General features: G+C 70.5%; 15 protein-coding genes and 1 pseudogene. 8 read left to right on the forward strand and 8 right to left on the reverse strand.

The window, feature by feature from the left end; genetic code table 11:
- Window positions 1-60: 60 nt before the first annotated feature.
- A complete protein-coding gene (locus tag ACIBSV_RS07085; RefSeq protein WP_395860945.1) occupies window positions 61-354 on the forward strand; it encodes a winged helix-turn-helix transcriptional regulator in 294 nt (97 codons plus the stop codon).
- 287 nt (window positions 355-641) lie between these two features.
- On the opposite strand, the gene ACIBSV_RS07090 is transcribed toward ACIBSV_RS07085, so the two are convergent.
- From ACIBSV_RS07090 to ACIBSV_RS07110, 5 genes are all read right to left on the reverse strand, one after another.
- Complete coding sequence (locus tag ACIBSV_RS07090; protein ID WP_395860086.1) at window positions 642-1,427, reverse strand: hypothetical protein; 786 nt, start codon at window positions 1,425-1,427, stop codon at window positions 642-644.
- 507 nt (window positions 1,428-1,934) lie between these two features.
- Entirely contained in the window at window positions 1,935-2,651 is a 717-nt protein-coding gene (locus ACIBSV_RS07095; RefSeq protein ID WP_395860088.1) for a DUF3152 domain-containing protein, read from the reverse strand.
- A gap of 634 nt (window positions 2,652-3,285) precedes the next feature.
- The gene (locus ACIBSV_RS07100) at window positions 3,286-3,681 is read right to left on the reverse strand and encodes a hypothetical protein (RefSeq protein WP_395860089.1); all 396 of its coding nucleotides are present in this window, start codon (window positions 3,679-3,681) and stop codon (window positions 3,286-3,288) included.
- 226 nt (window positions 3,682-3,907) lie between these two features.
- Window positions 3,908-4,759 (reverse strand): SDR family NAD(P)-dependent oxidoreductase, encoded by an 852-nt coding sequence (locus tag ACIBSV_RS07105; protein WP_395860091.1) that lies wholly within the window; start codon window positions 4,757-4,759, stop codon window positions 3,908-3,910.
- A gap of 270 nt (window positions 4,760-5,029) precedes the next feature.
- Window positions 5,030-5,320: a hypothetical protein gene (locus tag ACIBSV_RS07110; RefSeq protein ID WP_395860093.1), complete on the reverse strand. Its 291-nt coding sequence runs from the start codon at window positions 5,318-5,320 to the stop codon at window positions 5,030-5,032.
- Window positions 5,321-5,736: 416 nt separating this feature from the next.
- Between ACIBSV_RS07110 and ACIBSV_RS07115 the strand changes: the two genes are divergently transcribed.
- Both ACIBSV_RS07115 and ACIBSV_RS07120 read left to right on the forward strand, forming a co-directional pair.
- Complete coding sequence (locus ACIBSV_RS07115; RefSeq protein ID WP_395860094.1) at window positions 5,737-6,555, forward strand: alpha/beta fold hydrolase; 819 nt, start codon at window positions 5,737-5,739, stop codon at window positions 6,553-6,555.
- 759 nt (window positions 6,556-7,314) lie between these two features.
- Window positions 7,315-8,094 (forward strand): ferritin-like domain-containing protein, encoded by a 780-nt coding sequence (locus tag ACIBSV_RS07120; protein WP_395860096.1) that lies wholly within the window; start codon window positions 7,315-7,317, stop codon window positions 8,092-8,094.
- Between the two features lie 198 nt (window positions 8,095-8,292).
- On the opposite strand, the pseudogene ACIBSV_RS07125 reads toward ACIBSV_RS07120, so the two are convergent.
- Window positions 8,293-8,626: pseudogene (locus tag ACIBSV_RS07125) on the reverse strand (ABC transporter permease); the annotation flags it as partial.
- Window positions 8,627-9,318: 692 nt separating this feature from the next.
- Here ACIBSV_RS07125 and ACIBSV_RS07130 point away from each other — a divergent pair.
- Window positions 9,319-10,914 carry an MFS transporter gene (locus tag ACIBSV_RS07130; RefSeq protein ID WP_395860098.1) on the forward strand — a complete coding sequence of 532 codons (1,596 nt, stop codon included), beginning with the start codon at window positions 9,319-9,321 and terminating at the stop codon, window positions 10,912-10,914.
- A gap of 27 nt (window positions 10,915-10,941) precedes the next feature.
- The gene (locus tag ACIBSV_RS07135; protein ID WP_395860100.1) at window positions 10,942-11,778 is read left to right on the forward strand and encodes an NAD(P)H-binding protein; all 837 of its coding nucleotides are present in this window, start codon (window positions 10,942-10,944) and stop codon (window positions 11,776-11,778) included.
- A gap of 194 nt (window positions 11,779-11,972) precedes the next feature.
- Here the strand turns inward: ACIBSV_RS07135 and ACIBSV_RS07140 are convergent, their stop codons facing one another.
- Window positions 11,973-12,311 carry a VOC family protein gene (locus ACIBSV_RS07140; protein WP_395860102.1) on the reverse strand — a complete coding sequence of 113 codons (339 nt, stop codon included), beginning with the start codon at window positions 12,309-12,311 and terminating at the stop codon, window positions 11,973-11,975.
- Window positions 12,312-12,610: 299 nt separating this feature from the next.
- Window positions 12,611-13,459, reverse strand: coding sequence for an oxidoreductase (locus ACIBSV_RS07145; RefSeq protein ID WP_395860104.1), 849 nt, complete (start codon window positions 13,457-13,459; stop codon window positions 12,611-12,613).
- A 67-nt stretch (window positions 13,460-13,526) separates the two neighbouring features.
- Between ACIBSV_RS07145 and ACIBSV_RS07150 the strand changes: the two genes are divergently transcribed.
- From ACIBSV_RS07150 to ACIBSV_RS07160, 3 genes are all read left to right on the forward strand, one after another.
- Window positions 13,527-14,192, forward strand: a complete 666-nt coding sequence (locus ACIBSV_RS07150) for a DNA-binding response regulator (RefSeq protein ID WP_395860106.1) — start codon at window positions 13,527-13,529, stop codon at window positions 14,190-14,192.
- A gap of 66 nt (window positions 14,193-14,258) precedes the next feature.
- Complete coding sequence (locus tag ACIBSV_RS07155) at window positions 14,259-14,597, forward strand: ArsR/SmtB family transcription factor (protein WP_395860108.1); 339 nt, start codon at window positions 14,259-14,261, stop codon at window positions 14,595-14,597.
- Window positions 14,594-15,304, forward strand: coding sequence for a cation transporter (locus ACIBSV_RS07160; RefSeq protein ID WP_395860110.1), 711 nt, complete (start codon window positions 14,594-14,596; stop codon window positions 15,302-15,304). Before ACIBSV_RS07155 ends, ACIBSV_RS07160 begins: the two co-directional genes overlap by 4 nt.
- Window positions 15,305-15,307 lie beyond the last annotated feature (3 nt).

A 15,307-nucleotide genomic window follows, 5' to 3' on the forward strand; every position in this document is an offset into this window, starting at 1 on the left:
AAGACCGGCGAATGCGGCGATCCCGTCGACGTCTACGCGGCAGCGTGTCCATGCCGCGACATGCTCGACCTGCTCGCCAACAAGTGGAGCGCGCTCGCCCTGGGCGCACTGGAACAGGGCCCGCAGCGCTTCGGCGCATTGCGTACCCGCCTGCAGGGAATCAGCCCGAAGGTGCTCACCCAGACCCTGCGCCGTCTGGAGGACCACGGGCTGGTGCACCGCGAGATCTACGCCGAGGTGCCGCTGCGCGTCGAGTACAGCCTGACCCCGTTGGGTACCGACGCCTGCGCACCGCTCGCGCACCTGCGGACCTGGGTGGAGCAGAACATAGCCCGCTTCCCCGCGCCCGCCTGAGTGCCGGGGCAGCCATCCGCCTGAACAGCGACAACGACCTGCTGCTCGGGCGGATCCACGCCCGGGCGGCCGCCGCGCCGGCGCCCGCGACGATACGCGACGTCGTCCGAGCCCCGCGATACGCGATGCCGTCCGAGCCGGGTACGCCCGCCCGGTCGAGTACGCGCGCGGTACCTCGGTTTGAGCGGGCCCGCACAGCGCACCACGGCCGTCCATGTGTGGACGGCCGTGGCATCGCCGTCTGCCTCGTCACCCACCGCGCACGGGAAGCGCCTTGATGAGGACCTTTATGCCTTCCAAGCCTTCACGGTGCGCACGGCGTCGATCGACGGTTCAGCGACCACCGCGGCCACCGCGGCCGGCTTCGGGTCGGCCTTGCGGGAGCCTCCCCGGCGGGGCTTCACGACGCGAGGAGGAGCGGTCGTGGCCGCGTCCGAGACGGCGAAGCGCCGGGTCGAGACCTGGAATCCGCTCACGCACAACGCCTGGAGTTCGGCTCCCGCGCCCGGGACGTCGGGCAGGTCCAGCGTCGTGGCGAAGCGCCCGCTCGGTTCCAGCCGGACCCGGTCGATGGGCAGCGGCTTCGAGGGGCCGCCATCGACGACGCCGGGCGCGAACTGGAAGTGAATCGTCGAACAGTCGAGGGCTCGTGCCTCGGCGACGGACTCGATCTCGAGGACGGCGGAGCCGGATCCCGAGCGGACGCGGATGTCGATCTCGGGGCCGGGTTCGCCGTACGGGTGCTGGGTCGAACTGCCACACGTTCGGCAGGACACGGTGACCCGGTCCAGAACACCGGGGTAGGGGCTGGTGAGCACCACGCGTTCGCCATGGATCCCGCAGCGACCGCAGGGTTTGGTGGCGCCGGTTCGCACGACGTGGTGGGTCGCGATCAGTGCGTCACAGAGGTGGCCGAACCATCCCGCGTGTGCGGTCAGGCGAGCCAACGCATCCGCCCACCGCAAGGCGTGGTCGTTCACCTCCTTGGCGAGCGAGACGCTGTTCGGCTCCGCCGCGGCCGAGCGAACGGCCGCGAGGATCGAGGCCTGCGCGTCGTCGCTGTGCAGACGCATGGCACGGAGCGGTCTCGCGCCCGGATCCGTGGTCCCGTTGCGGAGTTGTGCTCCCAGATGGTGATGAATGCGATCCACGGTCGCGATGTCCTGCAACCACGCCCTGATTCGGGGGCTCGACGCCGCGATGGTGACGGACTCGCCGTTGAGTCTGTCACCGAGATGAGTGACGGTCACTGCTTCCTCCGAGAATGAGGCTCGGGCGCCGTTGCCCGGCCGAATGCTCGGAGCCTGCCCACAGCCCGACGACACTGTCGAACGACAGGCCCCGAAAGCCGGTTCACCGCTGTCGCGGCTCCCCGGAGGGGCTGACCAACCCCGTCGAACCATCCTGCGCTCGGGTTCTGCCGTTGCCTAGTACTCCAGGTAGCGAGATCTTGGGTGTGGGGCCGACAACTTCGAGGCCTGCTCCCGGCCGACCACCCCGCGCACGAACACCGAAGGTGTCCTGGTCGACTCGTCGGGAGGCGCCCTGCCGCTCGAAACGTTCGGTGCCGACCGCGCCGACTACGGACGTGGCCACGGGTTGGGCGCGCACGTGGCGCTGCCGGTGACGAGGGTCAGTGTCTGCTGCATCATGACCGGCGCGGGAGCGCCCGACCGTTCACACGTCTCGTGCATGTGACCGAGTCGATGGCCGACCTCGTGGTTGATCAGCATGCGTCGGTAGTTCGCCAGATCATCGCCGTAGGTGGAGGATCCCGTTCCCCATCTCCACGCGTTGAGCATCACCCGGCGGGTGGAGGCGACGTTGCAGGAAACCCGTTGTTCACCGGTATCCAAACCGTCCTTGGCGCACCACGAGTTGACCGTTCCCGTACTGGCCACGGTCACGGTGAAGGAAGACGCACCCGAACTCACCCGCTCCAGGCCGATCGTTCCGTCACCTCCCCAACTTCGCGCGTCGTTGAGCGTCTCGTGCACGGCACGGGCGAGGTATCGCGCGTCGATCTGCAGGCCCTTCTCGATCTGCACGCGATAACGCAGCACCCGATTTCCGCCCTTGGCCGCGTCCTGGCCCGGCACGGTGAGGAATTGCCCGGAGAGCGCGAGGTCGGCCGGTATCTCCGAACGCGCGGCAAGCCACTGGTCGTACGGCCGTGTGTCCGCGGCGGCGGTGACGTACTTCTCGGATTCCTTGTCCTTTGGTTGACAGGCGACCGTCGTCAAGAGCAGGCCCGCAACCAGGACGGCCGGCGAGAGAGTTCTGCGTGCCCAGTTCACGGTTGCTTCCACTCCCCGTCTTCGCCCGGCTCTGGTATCCGTCGATCGCCGAGGCGAGCCGGGGCTCGCGTCCGGGACGATCGGTATCCTCTCGCACGCGCGAATGCCGCTTTCGGGCGGGGGACTTGCCGGGCACCCTCACGCTTCCCACGCTGCGCAGGTCGCGAGCGCCCGAGGGCGCGGGGTGCCGGATCGGCCGGGATCCGACGGGCGTGGAGGAGTGTGGCGAGGCGGCGTACGGACGCGTTCGGGCGTACCGCGAGCGCTGTCGGCAGCGCCGGAGCGGGCGCGCTGAACGGACGGAACACGGTGCGGATGGTGGGCAGCGTGCGGGCTTGGGCGGCGTAGAACACCGTCCAACCGGGTCGGCCGGTTCCGATCGCGGCGAGGGTGTCCTGGTCGGTGGTGAAGGGTGGTCCGAGCAGGGGCTCGAATCCGGCGTCGCGGCAGCTTTCGCGCACCAGGTCGACCGGGGGCGAGTTGGCTTCGTGGGCGGCGATGCGCGACGGCAGGCCCGCCAATTCGGCGATGGCCACCGCTGCGGTGTCCCGGGACCGACGAAGACGTTTGCGTCCCGGGGCCGACAAGGACGCCTGCGGCGGGACACCGCGCGGCCCCGGCCGGGTCCGCGCGGTCAGTCGACGTACAGGCTGGAGCCGAACTCCTCCGTTGCCCGGCCGCCCGGCGGGACGACCCTGACCGGGTTTCCCGTGCAGTCGGGCCCGCTGTAGATCAGAACGTATTCGCTGGTCCTGTTCGCGACCGCGAGGGGCATGGCCTTGGCGTTGTAGCAGCCACCGGGGTTGTTGACGACCCGACCGGTATCGAGGAACACGATCGTTCCCTTGGCGGCGGCGGCACAGGCGGGCACGGTGAGGGTGATCGCACCCGTGGCGGCAAACGCTGCGAACATCGTTGCGGCACGGCGCACACTGGGCTCCCGGAACGGTCCGACGCGAATACCATCCACTCGCCTGGCACGCGATACCCGCCCTGCGCGGGAGGCGACCACGCCCGCGTCGAGGTTCACCCGTTCGCCGCCGGATCCATGCCGACTCCCAACGACCACCGGAGTCTCGGGCGTTGGGTGCCGATCCGCGCTCCTCGGCCCGTCGCTCGCCGACCCCTCCGGAAGGAAACGACCTCGTGTGGACTCGTCGACGGGGTGGATGTCGTCGACCACGGCGTCGCCGGGCGCGATTCCCCGAGGGGCGGGCCGCACGGGCCCGCCCCTTCGAAGAGACTCGGATGGGACGTCACCGATCTTCGTGGTCGAGCCTGCCGTGTGCCTCGGCCGAGAGGTCCTCCCAGTCGGACCAGGTCTTGAGCCGGTCGGCGTAGACCTGCTGAAGCATCGGGTGGAAGCCCCGGCCGAAGAGCACACGCAGGGGCGGGTTGTCGGAGTCGACGATCTTGAGGAGGGCCCGGGCCGCCGCAGCCGGGTCGCCGCCGGGCTGCTTGCCCATGACGTCGGCGAGGCGCCGGCGCAGACCGTCGTAGATCGGGTCTGCCTCGGACACGTGGCCGTTGGCGAGCGGGTCCGGGTTCTTGCCGGACCGAGTGGCGAAGCCGGCGGGCTCGATCACGGTCACCTTGACGCCGAATTCGGCGACCTCCTGGGCGAGCGTTTCGTTCAGGGCTTCGAGCGCCCACTTGGATGCCTGGTACGCACCGCCGAGCGGCATGGCGATGAGCCCGGCCACCGAGGACAGTTGAATGATGTGCCCCGCACCCTGCTCGCGCAGGTAGGGCAATGCGGCCTGGATCACCCACACCGCGCCGAACATGTTGGTCTCGAACTGGTCGCGCAGTTGCTGCTCGGTCAGCTCCTCGATCGCGCCGATCCGGGCGTAGCCCGCGTTGTTCACGATGACGTCGAGACGGCCGAAGTGCTCCTTGGCCCGCTTTACGCTCTCCAGGACGACCGCCCTGTCGGTCACGTCCATTGCGAGCGGAAGCACGGCGTCACCATGGGCGGCGACCAGGTCGTCGAGACTTCCCGTGTCCCGGGCCGTCGCGGCCACCTTGTCACCGCGGGACAGCGCGGCTTCGACGAAGCTGCGGCCCAAGCCGCGGGACGAACCGGTGACGAACCAGACCTTGCTCATGATGTCTTCCCGTTCATTGTTGGTGTCGCTGTTGGAGCACGAGACACCGACCACTCGACCCCTGTGACAGGTGCAGCTCCGTGACCTGCGCCACTTCCGCTTCCCCGTGCCATCGGGACGGGCGGTTCGGATGCCTGTAAGCGTGCCGCGAGGCTGCTCGGGCGAACAACGCGAAGCCGGGCAAGGGTCGTTAAGCCGTGGTAAACGATGAGAGCAGCGTGGAGCGGTACGAAACCGACCAGGCGAGGTGACGGTCGATGTTCGGGCTCGTCAGGCCGACGGCCGCAGGTCGAGGTCGGGTGGCAGCAGGCCGGGCACAAGGTCGTCGAGCCCGACGAGGTAGCGGCGGGTGCGGGGGGCTTCGCGGCGTGCCGAGGCGAACGCGCCGACGCCGGCCGGCTCGACGCGCTCGATCACGGCCGGTTCCGGCTCGGTGACGTGGTCGAGGATGTGGCGGTAGCGTTCCCGGAGTTCGGCGTCCGACCGCGCGGCCCGGATCGGGTCCAAGACCACCTTGACGCGGTGTCCGTCGCCGTCACGCCATTCACGGATGACCCACATGGGGTTCACCTCCGAGATCATCGGCCCTGCACCGTACTGCGCGCGAGTGACACCGGGAAGATCTTTCCCGACTTCCGGACGCCGACCCGCCGCGCGCCTGGCGCCAGCGGGCTTCGGTCGGCGTACGCGGACGGCTCCGTACCGGCGACCGAGACGCACGATCGGCGGCGCCGTCCGCGGCACCTGTCCTGGGTGCGCGGACGGCCGCGGGCTCGCGGCCGGCCGCTACGCCGCGCACCGCGTCGTCGGTGCGCGGTCCGGCCGCCGTCCCGCGCGGCGGTCACCCCCGTGGCCGAGGAAGTTTCGACGACCGTGTCGATCGAGCCGTGTCTCGTTCGTCGTCATGGCAAGGGGCGAAGAAATCGCCCCGCAATCCCGTTCGAGCGGGCGACACCGCCCGGTCCGAGGAGGACACCATGACCGCAGACGTCTGCATCACGACCGGCACCCTGGAGGTTCCCGGCGCACGCCTGTACTACGAGGTGCGCGGCACCGGGCCGCTGATCGCGCTCGTCGGCGCCCCGATGGACGCGGCCGCCTTCGCGCCGATGGCCGACCTGCTCGCCGCCGACCACACCGTGCTCACCACGGATCCCAGAGGCATCAACCGCAGCCCGGTCGACGACCCCGACCAGGACTCCACCCCGCACCTGCGCGCCGACGACCTGTCCCGGCTCATCGCGCACCTTGACCTCGGGCCGGCCGCCGTCCTGGGCTCCAGCGGCGGCGCCGTCACCGCACTGGCCCTCGCCCAGACCCGACCCGACCAGGTGCACACCGTCGTCGCCCACGAGCCTCCGCTCGTCGAACTCCTCGACGACCGCGAGCGCCTCCACGCCGGGACCGACGACATCATCGCCACCCGCCTCGCCGGCGACGTCACCGGTGCCTGGAGCAAATTCATGGCCCAGGCCGACATCGCACTGCCCGAGGGTGCGATCGAGGCGATGTTCGGCGGCGAACGAGCCCCGCACGAGGAGGCGGACGAACTCCGCTGGTTCGCGCACGAACTGCGCCCCACCACCCACTGGCGACCGGACCCCACCACCCTCCGATCGGCGACCACACGCATCATCGTCGGCATCGGCGACACCTCCGCGGGCCAACTCTGCGACCGCACCTCCCGCGCCCTGGCCACCGCGCTCGGCAGCGAACCCGTCCTCTTCCCCGGCGACCACACCGGCTTCGTCGACGACCCCGCACAATTCACCGTCCGACTGCGGGAGGCCCTGTAACCGACTCCCGTCCGCGCCCGGCCCTCCACCACCTCAAGGACACACCGACCACGCGAACACGCCGACCTCGCGAGCCCACCCGGCACCGCGAGGTCGGCGAGACCCGCGACCCGCACCATCGGCAGGTCCACCGCCGCCGGCGCCGCCACAACGAAGCCGGTTCGAGGACGGAGTATCGACCACCCCGGCGATGGCCTCGGACCGGTCGACTGGGTCGCCGTCGCGTTGCGGGACGGACGGTTGACGCCGGACGAGGTGGCGAGGTGCGCGGTCCTGGCAGCGGTGGGCCTCGGTCTCCGCAGTGCGACCCCGGGGGCGGGGCTGATCTCGTAAGATCGCGGCCGATTGACCCCGACCGCCGTTGATTCCCGACGGAGCAGAGCACGTCGCCTTGGCGGTGAAGGCCGCGCGTTCGAAAGGCCGCGCGTTCGGGGAGTGCCATTGCGCCGAGCGGGCGGTGCACGGGCCGCCGTGCTCGAAAGGGCATCGGCCACTACGAGCCACGCCGGGATCCACCCGGCACCGCCGCTCATCCTTGATCTGGTTGCCCTCGGTGACGCTACCGGGCCGGACCGGCGCGAAGGGAACGATGGCGGAACCGTCGTCGGCGGTGATCGCGGCAAACGGTTGTACATCGATCGCCCGGTTTCGCTTTACCACGAGGTGGTATGCACGCTCATCCGACGATTGTTCCCGTACCTGGTCCAATGACCGAGTTCAGCGGCACACGCAGTGCCTGCGGAGATGGAGGGCCCGGTCATGCTCAGCCCCCGCGGCATCCTTCGGGAGATCCACCGAGACGACGAGGCATTCCGCCTGTTCTGCAGCATCGCGGCGAAAGGCGAGAGCCAGGGCGGGTGGGAGAACGGGCGGATCGCCGCCTTGGTCTCCGACCCGGAACTCGCACCCAAGATCGCGCGGCACGGCGCCGACGAGGACAAGCACGGACGCATCTTCAATGCCATGCTGCGCCGTCGCGGACTCGATCCGGTCGACGTCCCGCCCGAGACGGACTACTGCATGCTGCTCGAACGTCAAGGCTTCGGCCTCGCCCACGACCGGCTGCGCCGCGGCGAGCCGATGACCGAGGTCGACATCGTCGAATACCTGGTGCACAGCCGCGTCACCGAGCAGCGCGCCGCCGAGGACATGCGGATGTTGCGCCGATACCTCGGCGACGATCCCGACATCGGCAAAGGCATTCGGATGATCTGCGACGACGAGGAGAACCACCTCGCGTATTGCCACGAGGAGCTGCTGCGCCTGTCCGCGCGCGGCTGTGTGACGGACATCGGACACGCCCTGCGGAAGACCGCCCGCGCCGAAATCAAGGTGAACCGCGATGTGAGCCTCGCAGTGATGGCCCACATGGGTCAGCTGCTCCGTTGGTCGCGCGGTCGACGACTGGCCCTGAAGGTCGGCATCCACGCGGCGTACGCCTACGACCGGCTGTGGGGCACACGCCGCATGGTCGACCTGCGCCCCCCGAAGCGCGTCAACGCCATGGGACCGAGACCCACCGAACCCCGAACCGTATAGCTCCGCCACCCACGCGCCGACCGCCCCGCACCAGAACGCCCGCACCCGTGACAGCCGGCGAACGTGCCCTGGGGACGGACCACCTGGTCCGTCGTCGGAAGCGGTCGGCATGGCGGCCGGCTCCTTGTCGGTAGCGCTCGGGCGACGGCACAAGCCTCGTTCGCGGACCCCCTGCGGAACCATCCGCCGATCCCCGCATCATGATGCCGAATTGCGCCGGCGGGCAGCCGCGGCCAGGGCCTCCGTCGGGACGGCTCGAAACGCGGATCGCCGGGTAGAGACCGGCGACGGCGCCGATGACCAGGGTGGCGCCGAAGCCGCCCGCCGTCGCCCGGGCCGGGACACCCGCGTCCCAGTCGCGAGTGCTCGCGTACCCGCTGGTGACCGCCGTCCCCAGGATGCCACCGGCCAACCCGCCGAGTGCGGACAGCATCAGCGACTCGACCAGGAACCGGGCACGGATCTGGCCGCGTGTGGCCCCCAGCGCGCGGCGGATACCGACCTCGGCACGACGTTCGAGCACCGTGATGACCCCGCGCCCACGGCGGCGAAATCCACGCCGAACTCCGGGGAGGCGGCGGATTGACGGTCACCGTAACCCTCCCGGCCGCCCAGGAACCCGGCGACGGCGCCCCCGCATCCGTCGAAACTCGGACATCCGCCCTCCGGTGGGAGTCTCGCGAGCCGGGCCGGTTCGTGGCGATCCGACCCCGCCGCGGGTCGGGCCGGGACGCCGAACGCGACGGGCAGCGACGGCACGGCGGCGGCCGACGCCGGGTCCGGCGCAGCGGCGGGTGCCGCGGCTCGTGGCGTGGCGGTCGCCGAGAGAGTCCGCGACATCGCCGGATGACGCATGTCGGTGAAGCCACTCCACCCCCAAGCATCACCCGGTCCCGCCCGCGCATGCGACGGGCACACCCCGCCCCTGTCGGCTCGGCTTGGACGCCGTCCACCGCAGGGCAGCCGTCGGACGGCCCGATCGCCCGAGGTCACGCAGGCCGGGACGAGCCCGGCGCGGAACAACACCTGACGCCGGCCGGGTCGGGCTCGGCGCCGCCCGAACCCTGCCCTCCGCCTGACGGCACCCGCGAGGTCGAGAGCCGACCGAGAGCGGACCGAGAGATCGTCGAGAGCGCCACAGCGCAGGGTGGCGATCACGACGAATCGAGCACGACGCGCACCGAGCAGCAAAAGCCGAGCACCACAGAGCAAGGAAGGTCATCGATGTCATCGATCGCTCCCGAGACCCCTTCCCGAAAGGCCGGGCCCCGGGAATGGCTGGGGCTCGCGGTACTGGCCCTGCCCACGCTGTTGATATCCCTCGATCAGAGTGTGCTGTACCTGGCGCTGCCGCATCTCGCCGAGGATTTGCGGCCCACCGGCACGCAAACGTTGTGGATCATGGACATCTACGGCTTTCTGATAGCCGGCTTTCTCATCACCATGGGCGCGCTGGGAGATCGCATCGGCCGCCGCAGGCTGCTGATGATCGGCGCCACGGCAGTGGGCATCACCTCCGTCGCGGCCGCCTACTCCACCAGCGCGGAAGCCCTGATCGTCACCCGCGCGCTGCTCGGCGTCGCCGCCGCGACGCTGATGCCGTCGACGCTCGCCCTCATCGGCAACATGTTCCACGACCCGTACGAGCGTGGCCGCGCCATCGCGGTATGGGCCGGTTGCTTCATGGGGGGCACGGCCCTGGGCCCGGCGATCGGCGGCGTGATGCTGGAGTTCTTCTGGTGGGGCTCGGTGTTCCTGCTCGGGGTCCCCGTCATGGCGGTGCTGCTGATCGTCGCGCCCCTGGTCCTGCCCGAGTACAAGAATGCCGAGGCCGGCCGGATCGACCTCTTCAGTGTGGTGCTGTCGCTGGCATCGATCCTGTCGATCATCTACGGGCTGAAGGAGCTTGCCCGTTACGGCTTCGCGTCGGCCCCGGTCGCCGCGATCGGCGTCGGTATCGCCATCGGTGTCCTGTTCGTGTCGCGGCAGGGCAAGTTGGCCGAGCCGCTGCTGGACCTGAAGCTCTTCAGGGTCGGCGCGTTCACCGCCGCGCTGTTGATTCTGATGGTCTCGATGCTGGCCACCGGCGGCGGCTACCTCTTCATCTCCGGCTTCCTCCAAATGGTGGAGGGACTCTCGCCGATGGAGGCGGGGCTGTGGATGGTGCCGTCGGCGATTGCATCGATCATCGCCGCGCAACTGGCGCCGGTGCTCGCGAAACGGCATGCGCTCGGCACCGTCATCGGGGTGGGCCTGCTCATCGGCACGATCGGCTACCTGATGCTCGTCTTCGTCGATCCCGTCGGCGGACTGCCGCTGCTGATGGCCGCGTTCGTGATCATCTTCATCGGCGTCGGGACCTTCGGCGCGCTCGGCACCACCCTGGTCGTCGGGTCCGTGCCGCCGGAGCGGGGCGGCTCCGCGGCGGCCCTCTCCTCCATCTGCGGCGACTTGGGAAACGCGCTCGGCGTCGCCACACTCGGCAGCCTCGGCGCAGCCGTGTACCGCGACTCGCTCGACCTGCCCGCCGACACCACCCCCGGCGCCGCCGATGCCGCGAAGGCAAGCATGGAGAACGCCGTCACCGCCGCCCGGGACCTGCCCGCCGAGCCTTCGGAGAACCTGCTGGCCGCCGCCGCGCAGGCCTACACCAACGGGCTGAACGTCATCGGCGTCGCGTGCGCCGTCATCACCGCGACCAGCGCGGCCCTCGCCCTCGCCATGCTGCGCAAGAGCCGGGGCGCCACACCCTCGGACGACGGGACGCCGGAGCGGGACGCGAAGTCCGAGACCGCCGAGAACTCGCTGTCGACCACCTGACAACCCTTCGGAATCGGGAGATCCCTCATGACGACATTGGTAACGGGCGCCACCGGGAACACCGGTCGGCACGTTGTGGCAGAGCTGGTCCGACGCGGCGAGCACGTCCGGGCACTGACGCGGAACCCGGCCGCCGCGGAGGGGCGGTTTCCGCCGGGCACGGAGTTGGTGACCGGCACCCACACGGCTCCGGGGGAGTTGCATGGTGCCTTCGACGGCGTCAGCCGGTTGCACATCACCGTGACGGCGGGACTCGCCGAGGTCGGGCCCGAGTTGGTGCGGCGGGCGGTCGACGCGGGCGTGCGACGCATCACCGTGGTGTGGGGCGGCGGGGTGGGGCCGGTGGAGCAGGCCGTGGCGGATTCGGGTGTGGAGTGGACACGCCTGGAACCGCAGGAGTTCATGTCCAACACTTTGACCTGGGTCGAGTCGATCCGGGCCGAGGGCGTCGTGCGGGAGCCCTACGACTTTCCCAGCGCGCTCGTGCACGAGGCCGACATCGGCGCGGTGGCCGCGGCCGCGCTGCTCGACGAGGGGCATGCGGGGCGCGCGTACAACCTGACCGGGCCCGAAGCACCGACCTCGCGTGAACGGCTCGCCATCCTGTCCCGGGCGATCGGCCGCGACGTGACCTTTGTCCGGATCACCCACCAACAGGCGGTCGACAGGCTGATCGCCGACGGCGTGTCCCGTGCGGACGCCGAATACGTCGTCGGCTGGTACGCCTCTTCGAGCGAGGAGTCCAAGACGGTGGTCGACACCGTCGAGCGGGTGACCGGTCGCCCGGCGCGCACGTTCGCCGAGTGGGTGGCCGAACACGCCGACCGCTTCAAGGCGCCGCCCCGGACCACCGCCGGCAACTGACTCGGCAACGGCCTGGTGCGCGGCCTCCGAACGACACGACGGAGAAGCGGCGAGTGCGGCCGGCGGGGTGCGCCCGCCGGCCGCGGTCGGCGGAGCGGACGGGATCGCCGGCGAGGAGATCGCCGCCCTGGACTTCGGCCGTCGGTGGTCCCGCTGGGAGAAGGGACGGACTGTCCAGGGGCGTCGGCCGCGCGTCAGTCGGCGGGCTGCCAGACGGCGAGTTCGCTCCCGCCCGGTTCGCGGAAGTGGAAGCGGCGTCCGCCGGGAAAGTCGAACGCCTCGACGGTGACCACCCCGCCCGCGGCCACGACCGCGGTCCGGGCCGCGTCCAGGTCGTCGGTGCGCACCACGACGAGCGCCGCGGCCGTCCGCTGGTCGGGGTCCGCCTGGATACCGACGCCGATCCCGGCTCCGCCGACGTCGGTGTAGGCGGGACCGTAGGGGGTGGACGTCCACCCGAACGCATCCCGGAAGAACGTGCCGGTGGCGGCTGCCGAGTCGGAAGGGAACTCGACGAAGTCGACGGTGTACATGGCGTCCACCCTAGCCGGCCAGGGCCACTCCTTCGACGCACCCCACGGCCCGGCTCGGGTCGCGAAGCGAGAGGCCGAGGCGGCCGTCGGTGCGCGGCCGCGGCCGGAGCAAGTACGACGGTTCGAAGAACGCGCCATCGAAACCGAACCCGACACAACCGGCCATCGACGCCGTGACCGAGCTGCTCGGGTGTGCCTTCTTCGCCCGGCGCCGCCCGCCGGCGGCCCGGGACGTCGGGCGGGCGGGCGGCGGAGACGGGCGCGGCGGTCGAGCCGGTTCGCCGGAACGAGCCGACCGTTCAGCCTCGCAGGTCGGACAAGTCCTCGACGCCGAGAGTGAGGTCGTTCGCCGCGAGGTTCTCCTCCAGATGGTCCACAGAGCCCGTGCCGGGAATCAACAGCACCGACGGCGACTCCGCCAGCAGCGCGGCGATCGCGACCTGCGCGGTGGTCGCGCCCACGCGTGCCGCGACCTTGCCGAGCCGTTCGGCGTCGATTGGGCCGCTGCCGACGCCACCGCCGAGTGGAAAGTACGGTACATACGCGATGCCCGCTTCCTCGCTTTCCGCCGGCCGGACCGAGTCGTCACCGTGCCGGTTCTGCACCGCCGCGACGGGCGCGATCCCCCGGGCCTCCGCCAACTGGGCGGCGTCGACGTTACTGACACCCAGGTTCCGGATCAGTCCCTCCGCGCGGAGCTCGGCCAGAACCGCGAACCGTTCGGCGATCGACTCGCCACCCGGTCCGCTTATCCCGCCGACCCGCAGATAGACCAGGTCGAGCCGGTCGAGACCCAGAGAGCGCAGATCCGCCTCGACCAGGCCGCGGAGCTGATCGGCCGTCGCCTGCCCGCTCGGCACACCGTTCGGTCCGCGCAACGGCCCCACCTTCGTCGCGATCACCAGGTCTTCACGGTACGGGGCCAAAGCCCTACGGATCAGCTCGTTGGCCCACACCGAGTCCCTGCCGTAGAAGCCGGCCGTGTCGATGTGGTTCACGCCCAGCTCCACTGCCCTGCGAAGCACCGCGATTCCGGTCTCGGGGTCTCGCGTCGGACCGGCGAAGGTGCCCATGGCCAGGCGCATCGCCCCGAAGCCCAGCCGGTTGATCGTCAGTTCCCCGCCGAGGGAGAAAGTCTTGATCGTCATGACACTCATGGTGTCCACCGCCACGACGCCCGGCGAGCTCATGGCAGCAAGCTGCCACACTGGTCGGATGCGGAACGAAGAAGTGTTCTCGGTACGCGGAGACGCGGAGTTGACCGCGCGCGCAGGTCATCTCTTCGAGTCCGCGCGGACCGAATTCCTGTGCGCCGCCCGGGACCTCAAGACCTGGTCCCACCCGGGAGCCAGAGCCGCGGTCCGAAATCGCATGCGCGCCGCGGATCCCGCCGAGTTCACTCCTCGGAAGCTGCTCAGCCCGGTGGCACTCGCCGACGAGGAGGCCCGCGCGCACCTGCGGCTGGTACGGAGCAAGGGCGCTCTCGTTCGGATCAGCCGTTCGCCGCTGCCGCACGAAACCATCCTCATCGACCGGCGGGTGATGATTCTCGCCGGCCCGGAGACCCCCACGGGCCGCGAGTACACGGTGACGACGTCGCAGATCCTGGTCGACGGAGTGCACTCGCTGTTCCGGGCGATCTGGGACACCGCCGTCGATCCGGAAACCTACCTGCGCGGCGACGTCCCGCACCTCGACGCCGACGGCCGCCGGATCCTCGAAGCCCTCGGCTCGGGCCTCACCGACGCATCGGCGGCGAAACGCCTCGGCGTCTCACTACGCACCTACCGGCGGCGCGTGGCCGAACTGATGGCCGAACTCGAGGCCGGCTCCCGCTTCCAGGCCGGACTGCGAGCCGGCGAGCTGGGGCTGTCGCACTGATTCCCTGGCCGAACGATCCGCCACCCCCGTTCCAGACTATTCAGCATCGACTGTATTGTTCAGCGCATGATGACTGTTTCGGCGCAGGGTGAGGTGTTGGCTCGTTTCGGTCACGCGCTGTCGGACCCCACACGCTCGCGTTTGTTGCTGGCGTTGCGCGAGGGCCCGGCCTATCCGAGCGAACTCGCGGACGCCCTGGGCGTATCGCGCACGAACCTGTCCAACCACCTGACGTGTCTGCGCGGTTGCGGCCTGGTCGTCGCGATCCCCGAGGGACGCCGATTGCGGTACGAGTTGGCCGACCCACGGCTCGCGCACGCGCTCGGCGACCTGTTGGGCGTCGTCCTGGCGGTGGACCCGGCCGCGGCGTGTCCGGACGCCGAGGCGAAGGGCTGCTGTCCGTGACCGTGATATCCCTGGGGCCCTCCCCCGCCCGCCGCGATGCGCTCGCCCGGCGAATACGGCTCCTGGTCGCCGCCGGCATCACCTACAACGTGATCGAGGCCGTCGTCGCGATCACCGCCGGGACGCTCGCCTCCTCCACCGCGCTGGTCGGCTTCGGCCTCGACTCCGTCATCGAGGTCTCCTCGGCGGCAGCGGTCGCATGGCAGTTCTCCGCCCGCGAGCACACGGTGCGCGAAGCACGCGAGCAGCGCACCCTGCGGATCATCGCCGTGTCCTTCTTCGCGCTCGCCGCCTGCGTCGGCGCCGACGCCGTCCGCGCCCTGGCCGTCAGCGGCGAGGCGGAGCACTCCCTGCCGGGCATCGTCATCGCCGCCCTCTCGCTCGCGATCATGCCGTTCCTGTCCGCCGCGCAACGCCGCGCGGGCCGCGAACTCGGCTCGGCCGGCGCGGTCGCCGACTCGAAGCAGACCCTGCTGTGCACGTACCTGTCCGCCGTGCTCCTGATCGGCCTGATCCTCAACACCACCCTCGGCTGGTCCTGGGCCGACCCCGTCGCAGCCCTGGTGATCGCCGCCATCGCCGCGAAGGAAGGCCGCGACGCCTGGCAGGGCAAGGGCTGCTGCGCGACCCCGCCCGTCGAACTCCCCACCCGGCGACAGCAGAAGGACACCTGCGGCTGCCGGCCCGGCTGCGCCTGCTGCACCTGAACC

The organism is Embleya sp. NPDC050154 (genome assembly GCF_044460165.1).
In the GTDB taxonomy this organism is placed as follows: domain Bacteria; phylum Actinomycetota; class Actinomycetes; order Streptomycetales; family Streptomycetaceae; genus Embleya.

Bases quoted from the DNA above. Each gene is read 5' to 3' on its own strand.
- ACIBSV_RS07120 (WP_395860096.1), top strand. From the start codon at position 7,315: ATGCTCAGCCCCCGCGGCATCCTTCGGGAGATCCACCGAGACGACGAG.
- ACIBSV_RS07085 (WP_395860945.1), top strand. From the start codon at position 61: ATGCTCGACCTGCTCGCCAACAAGTGGAGCGCGCTCGCCCTGGGCGCA.
- ACIBSV_RS07090 (WP_395860086.1), bottom strand. From the start codon at position 1,427: ATGCGTCTGCACAGCGACGACGCGCAGGCCTCGATCCTCGCGGCCGTT.
- ACIBSV_RS07155 (WP_395860108.1), top strand. From the start codon at position 14,259: ATGATGACTGTTTCGGCGCAGGGTGAGGTGTTGGCTCGTTTCGGTCAC.
- ACIBSV_RS07140 (WP_395860102.1), bottom strand. From the start codon at position 12,311: ATGTACACCGTCGACTTCGTCGAGTTCCCTTCCGACTCGGCAGCCGCC.
- ACIBSV_RS07145 (WP_395860104.1), bottom strand. From the start codon at position 13,459: ATGACGATCAAGACTTTCTCCCTCGGCGGGGAACTGACGATCAACCGG.
- ACIBSV_RS07130 (WP_395860098.1), top strand. From the start codon at position 9,319: ATGTCATCGATCGCTCCCGAGACCCCTTCCCGAAAGGCCGGGCCCCGG.
- ACIBSV_RS07105 (WP_395860091.1), bottom strand. From the start codon at position 4,759: ATGAGCAAGGTCTGGTTCGTCACCGGTTCGTCCCGCGGCTTGGGCCGC.
- ACIBSV_RS07150 (WP_395860106.1), top strand. From the start codon at position 13,527: ATGCGGAACGAAGAAGTGTTCTCGGTACGCGGAGACGCGGAGTTGACC.
- ACIBSV_RS07115 (WP_395860094.1), top strand. From the start codon at position 5,737: ATGACCGCAGACGTCTGCATCACGACCGGCACCCTGGAGGTTCCCGGC.
- ACIBSV_RS07135 (WP_395860100.1), top strand. From the start codon at position 10,942: ATGACGACATTGGTAACGGGCGCCACCGGGAACACCGGTCGGCACGTT.
- ACIBSV_RS07110 (WP_395860093.1), bottom strand. From the start codon at position 5,320: ATGTGGGTCATCCGTGAATGGCGTGACGGCGACGGACACCGCGTCAAG.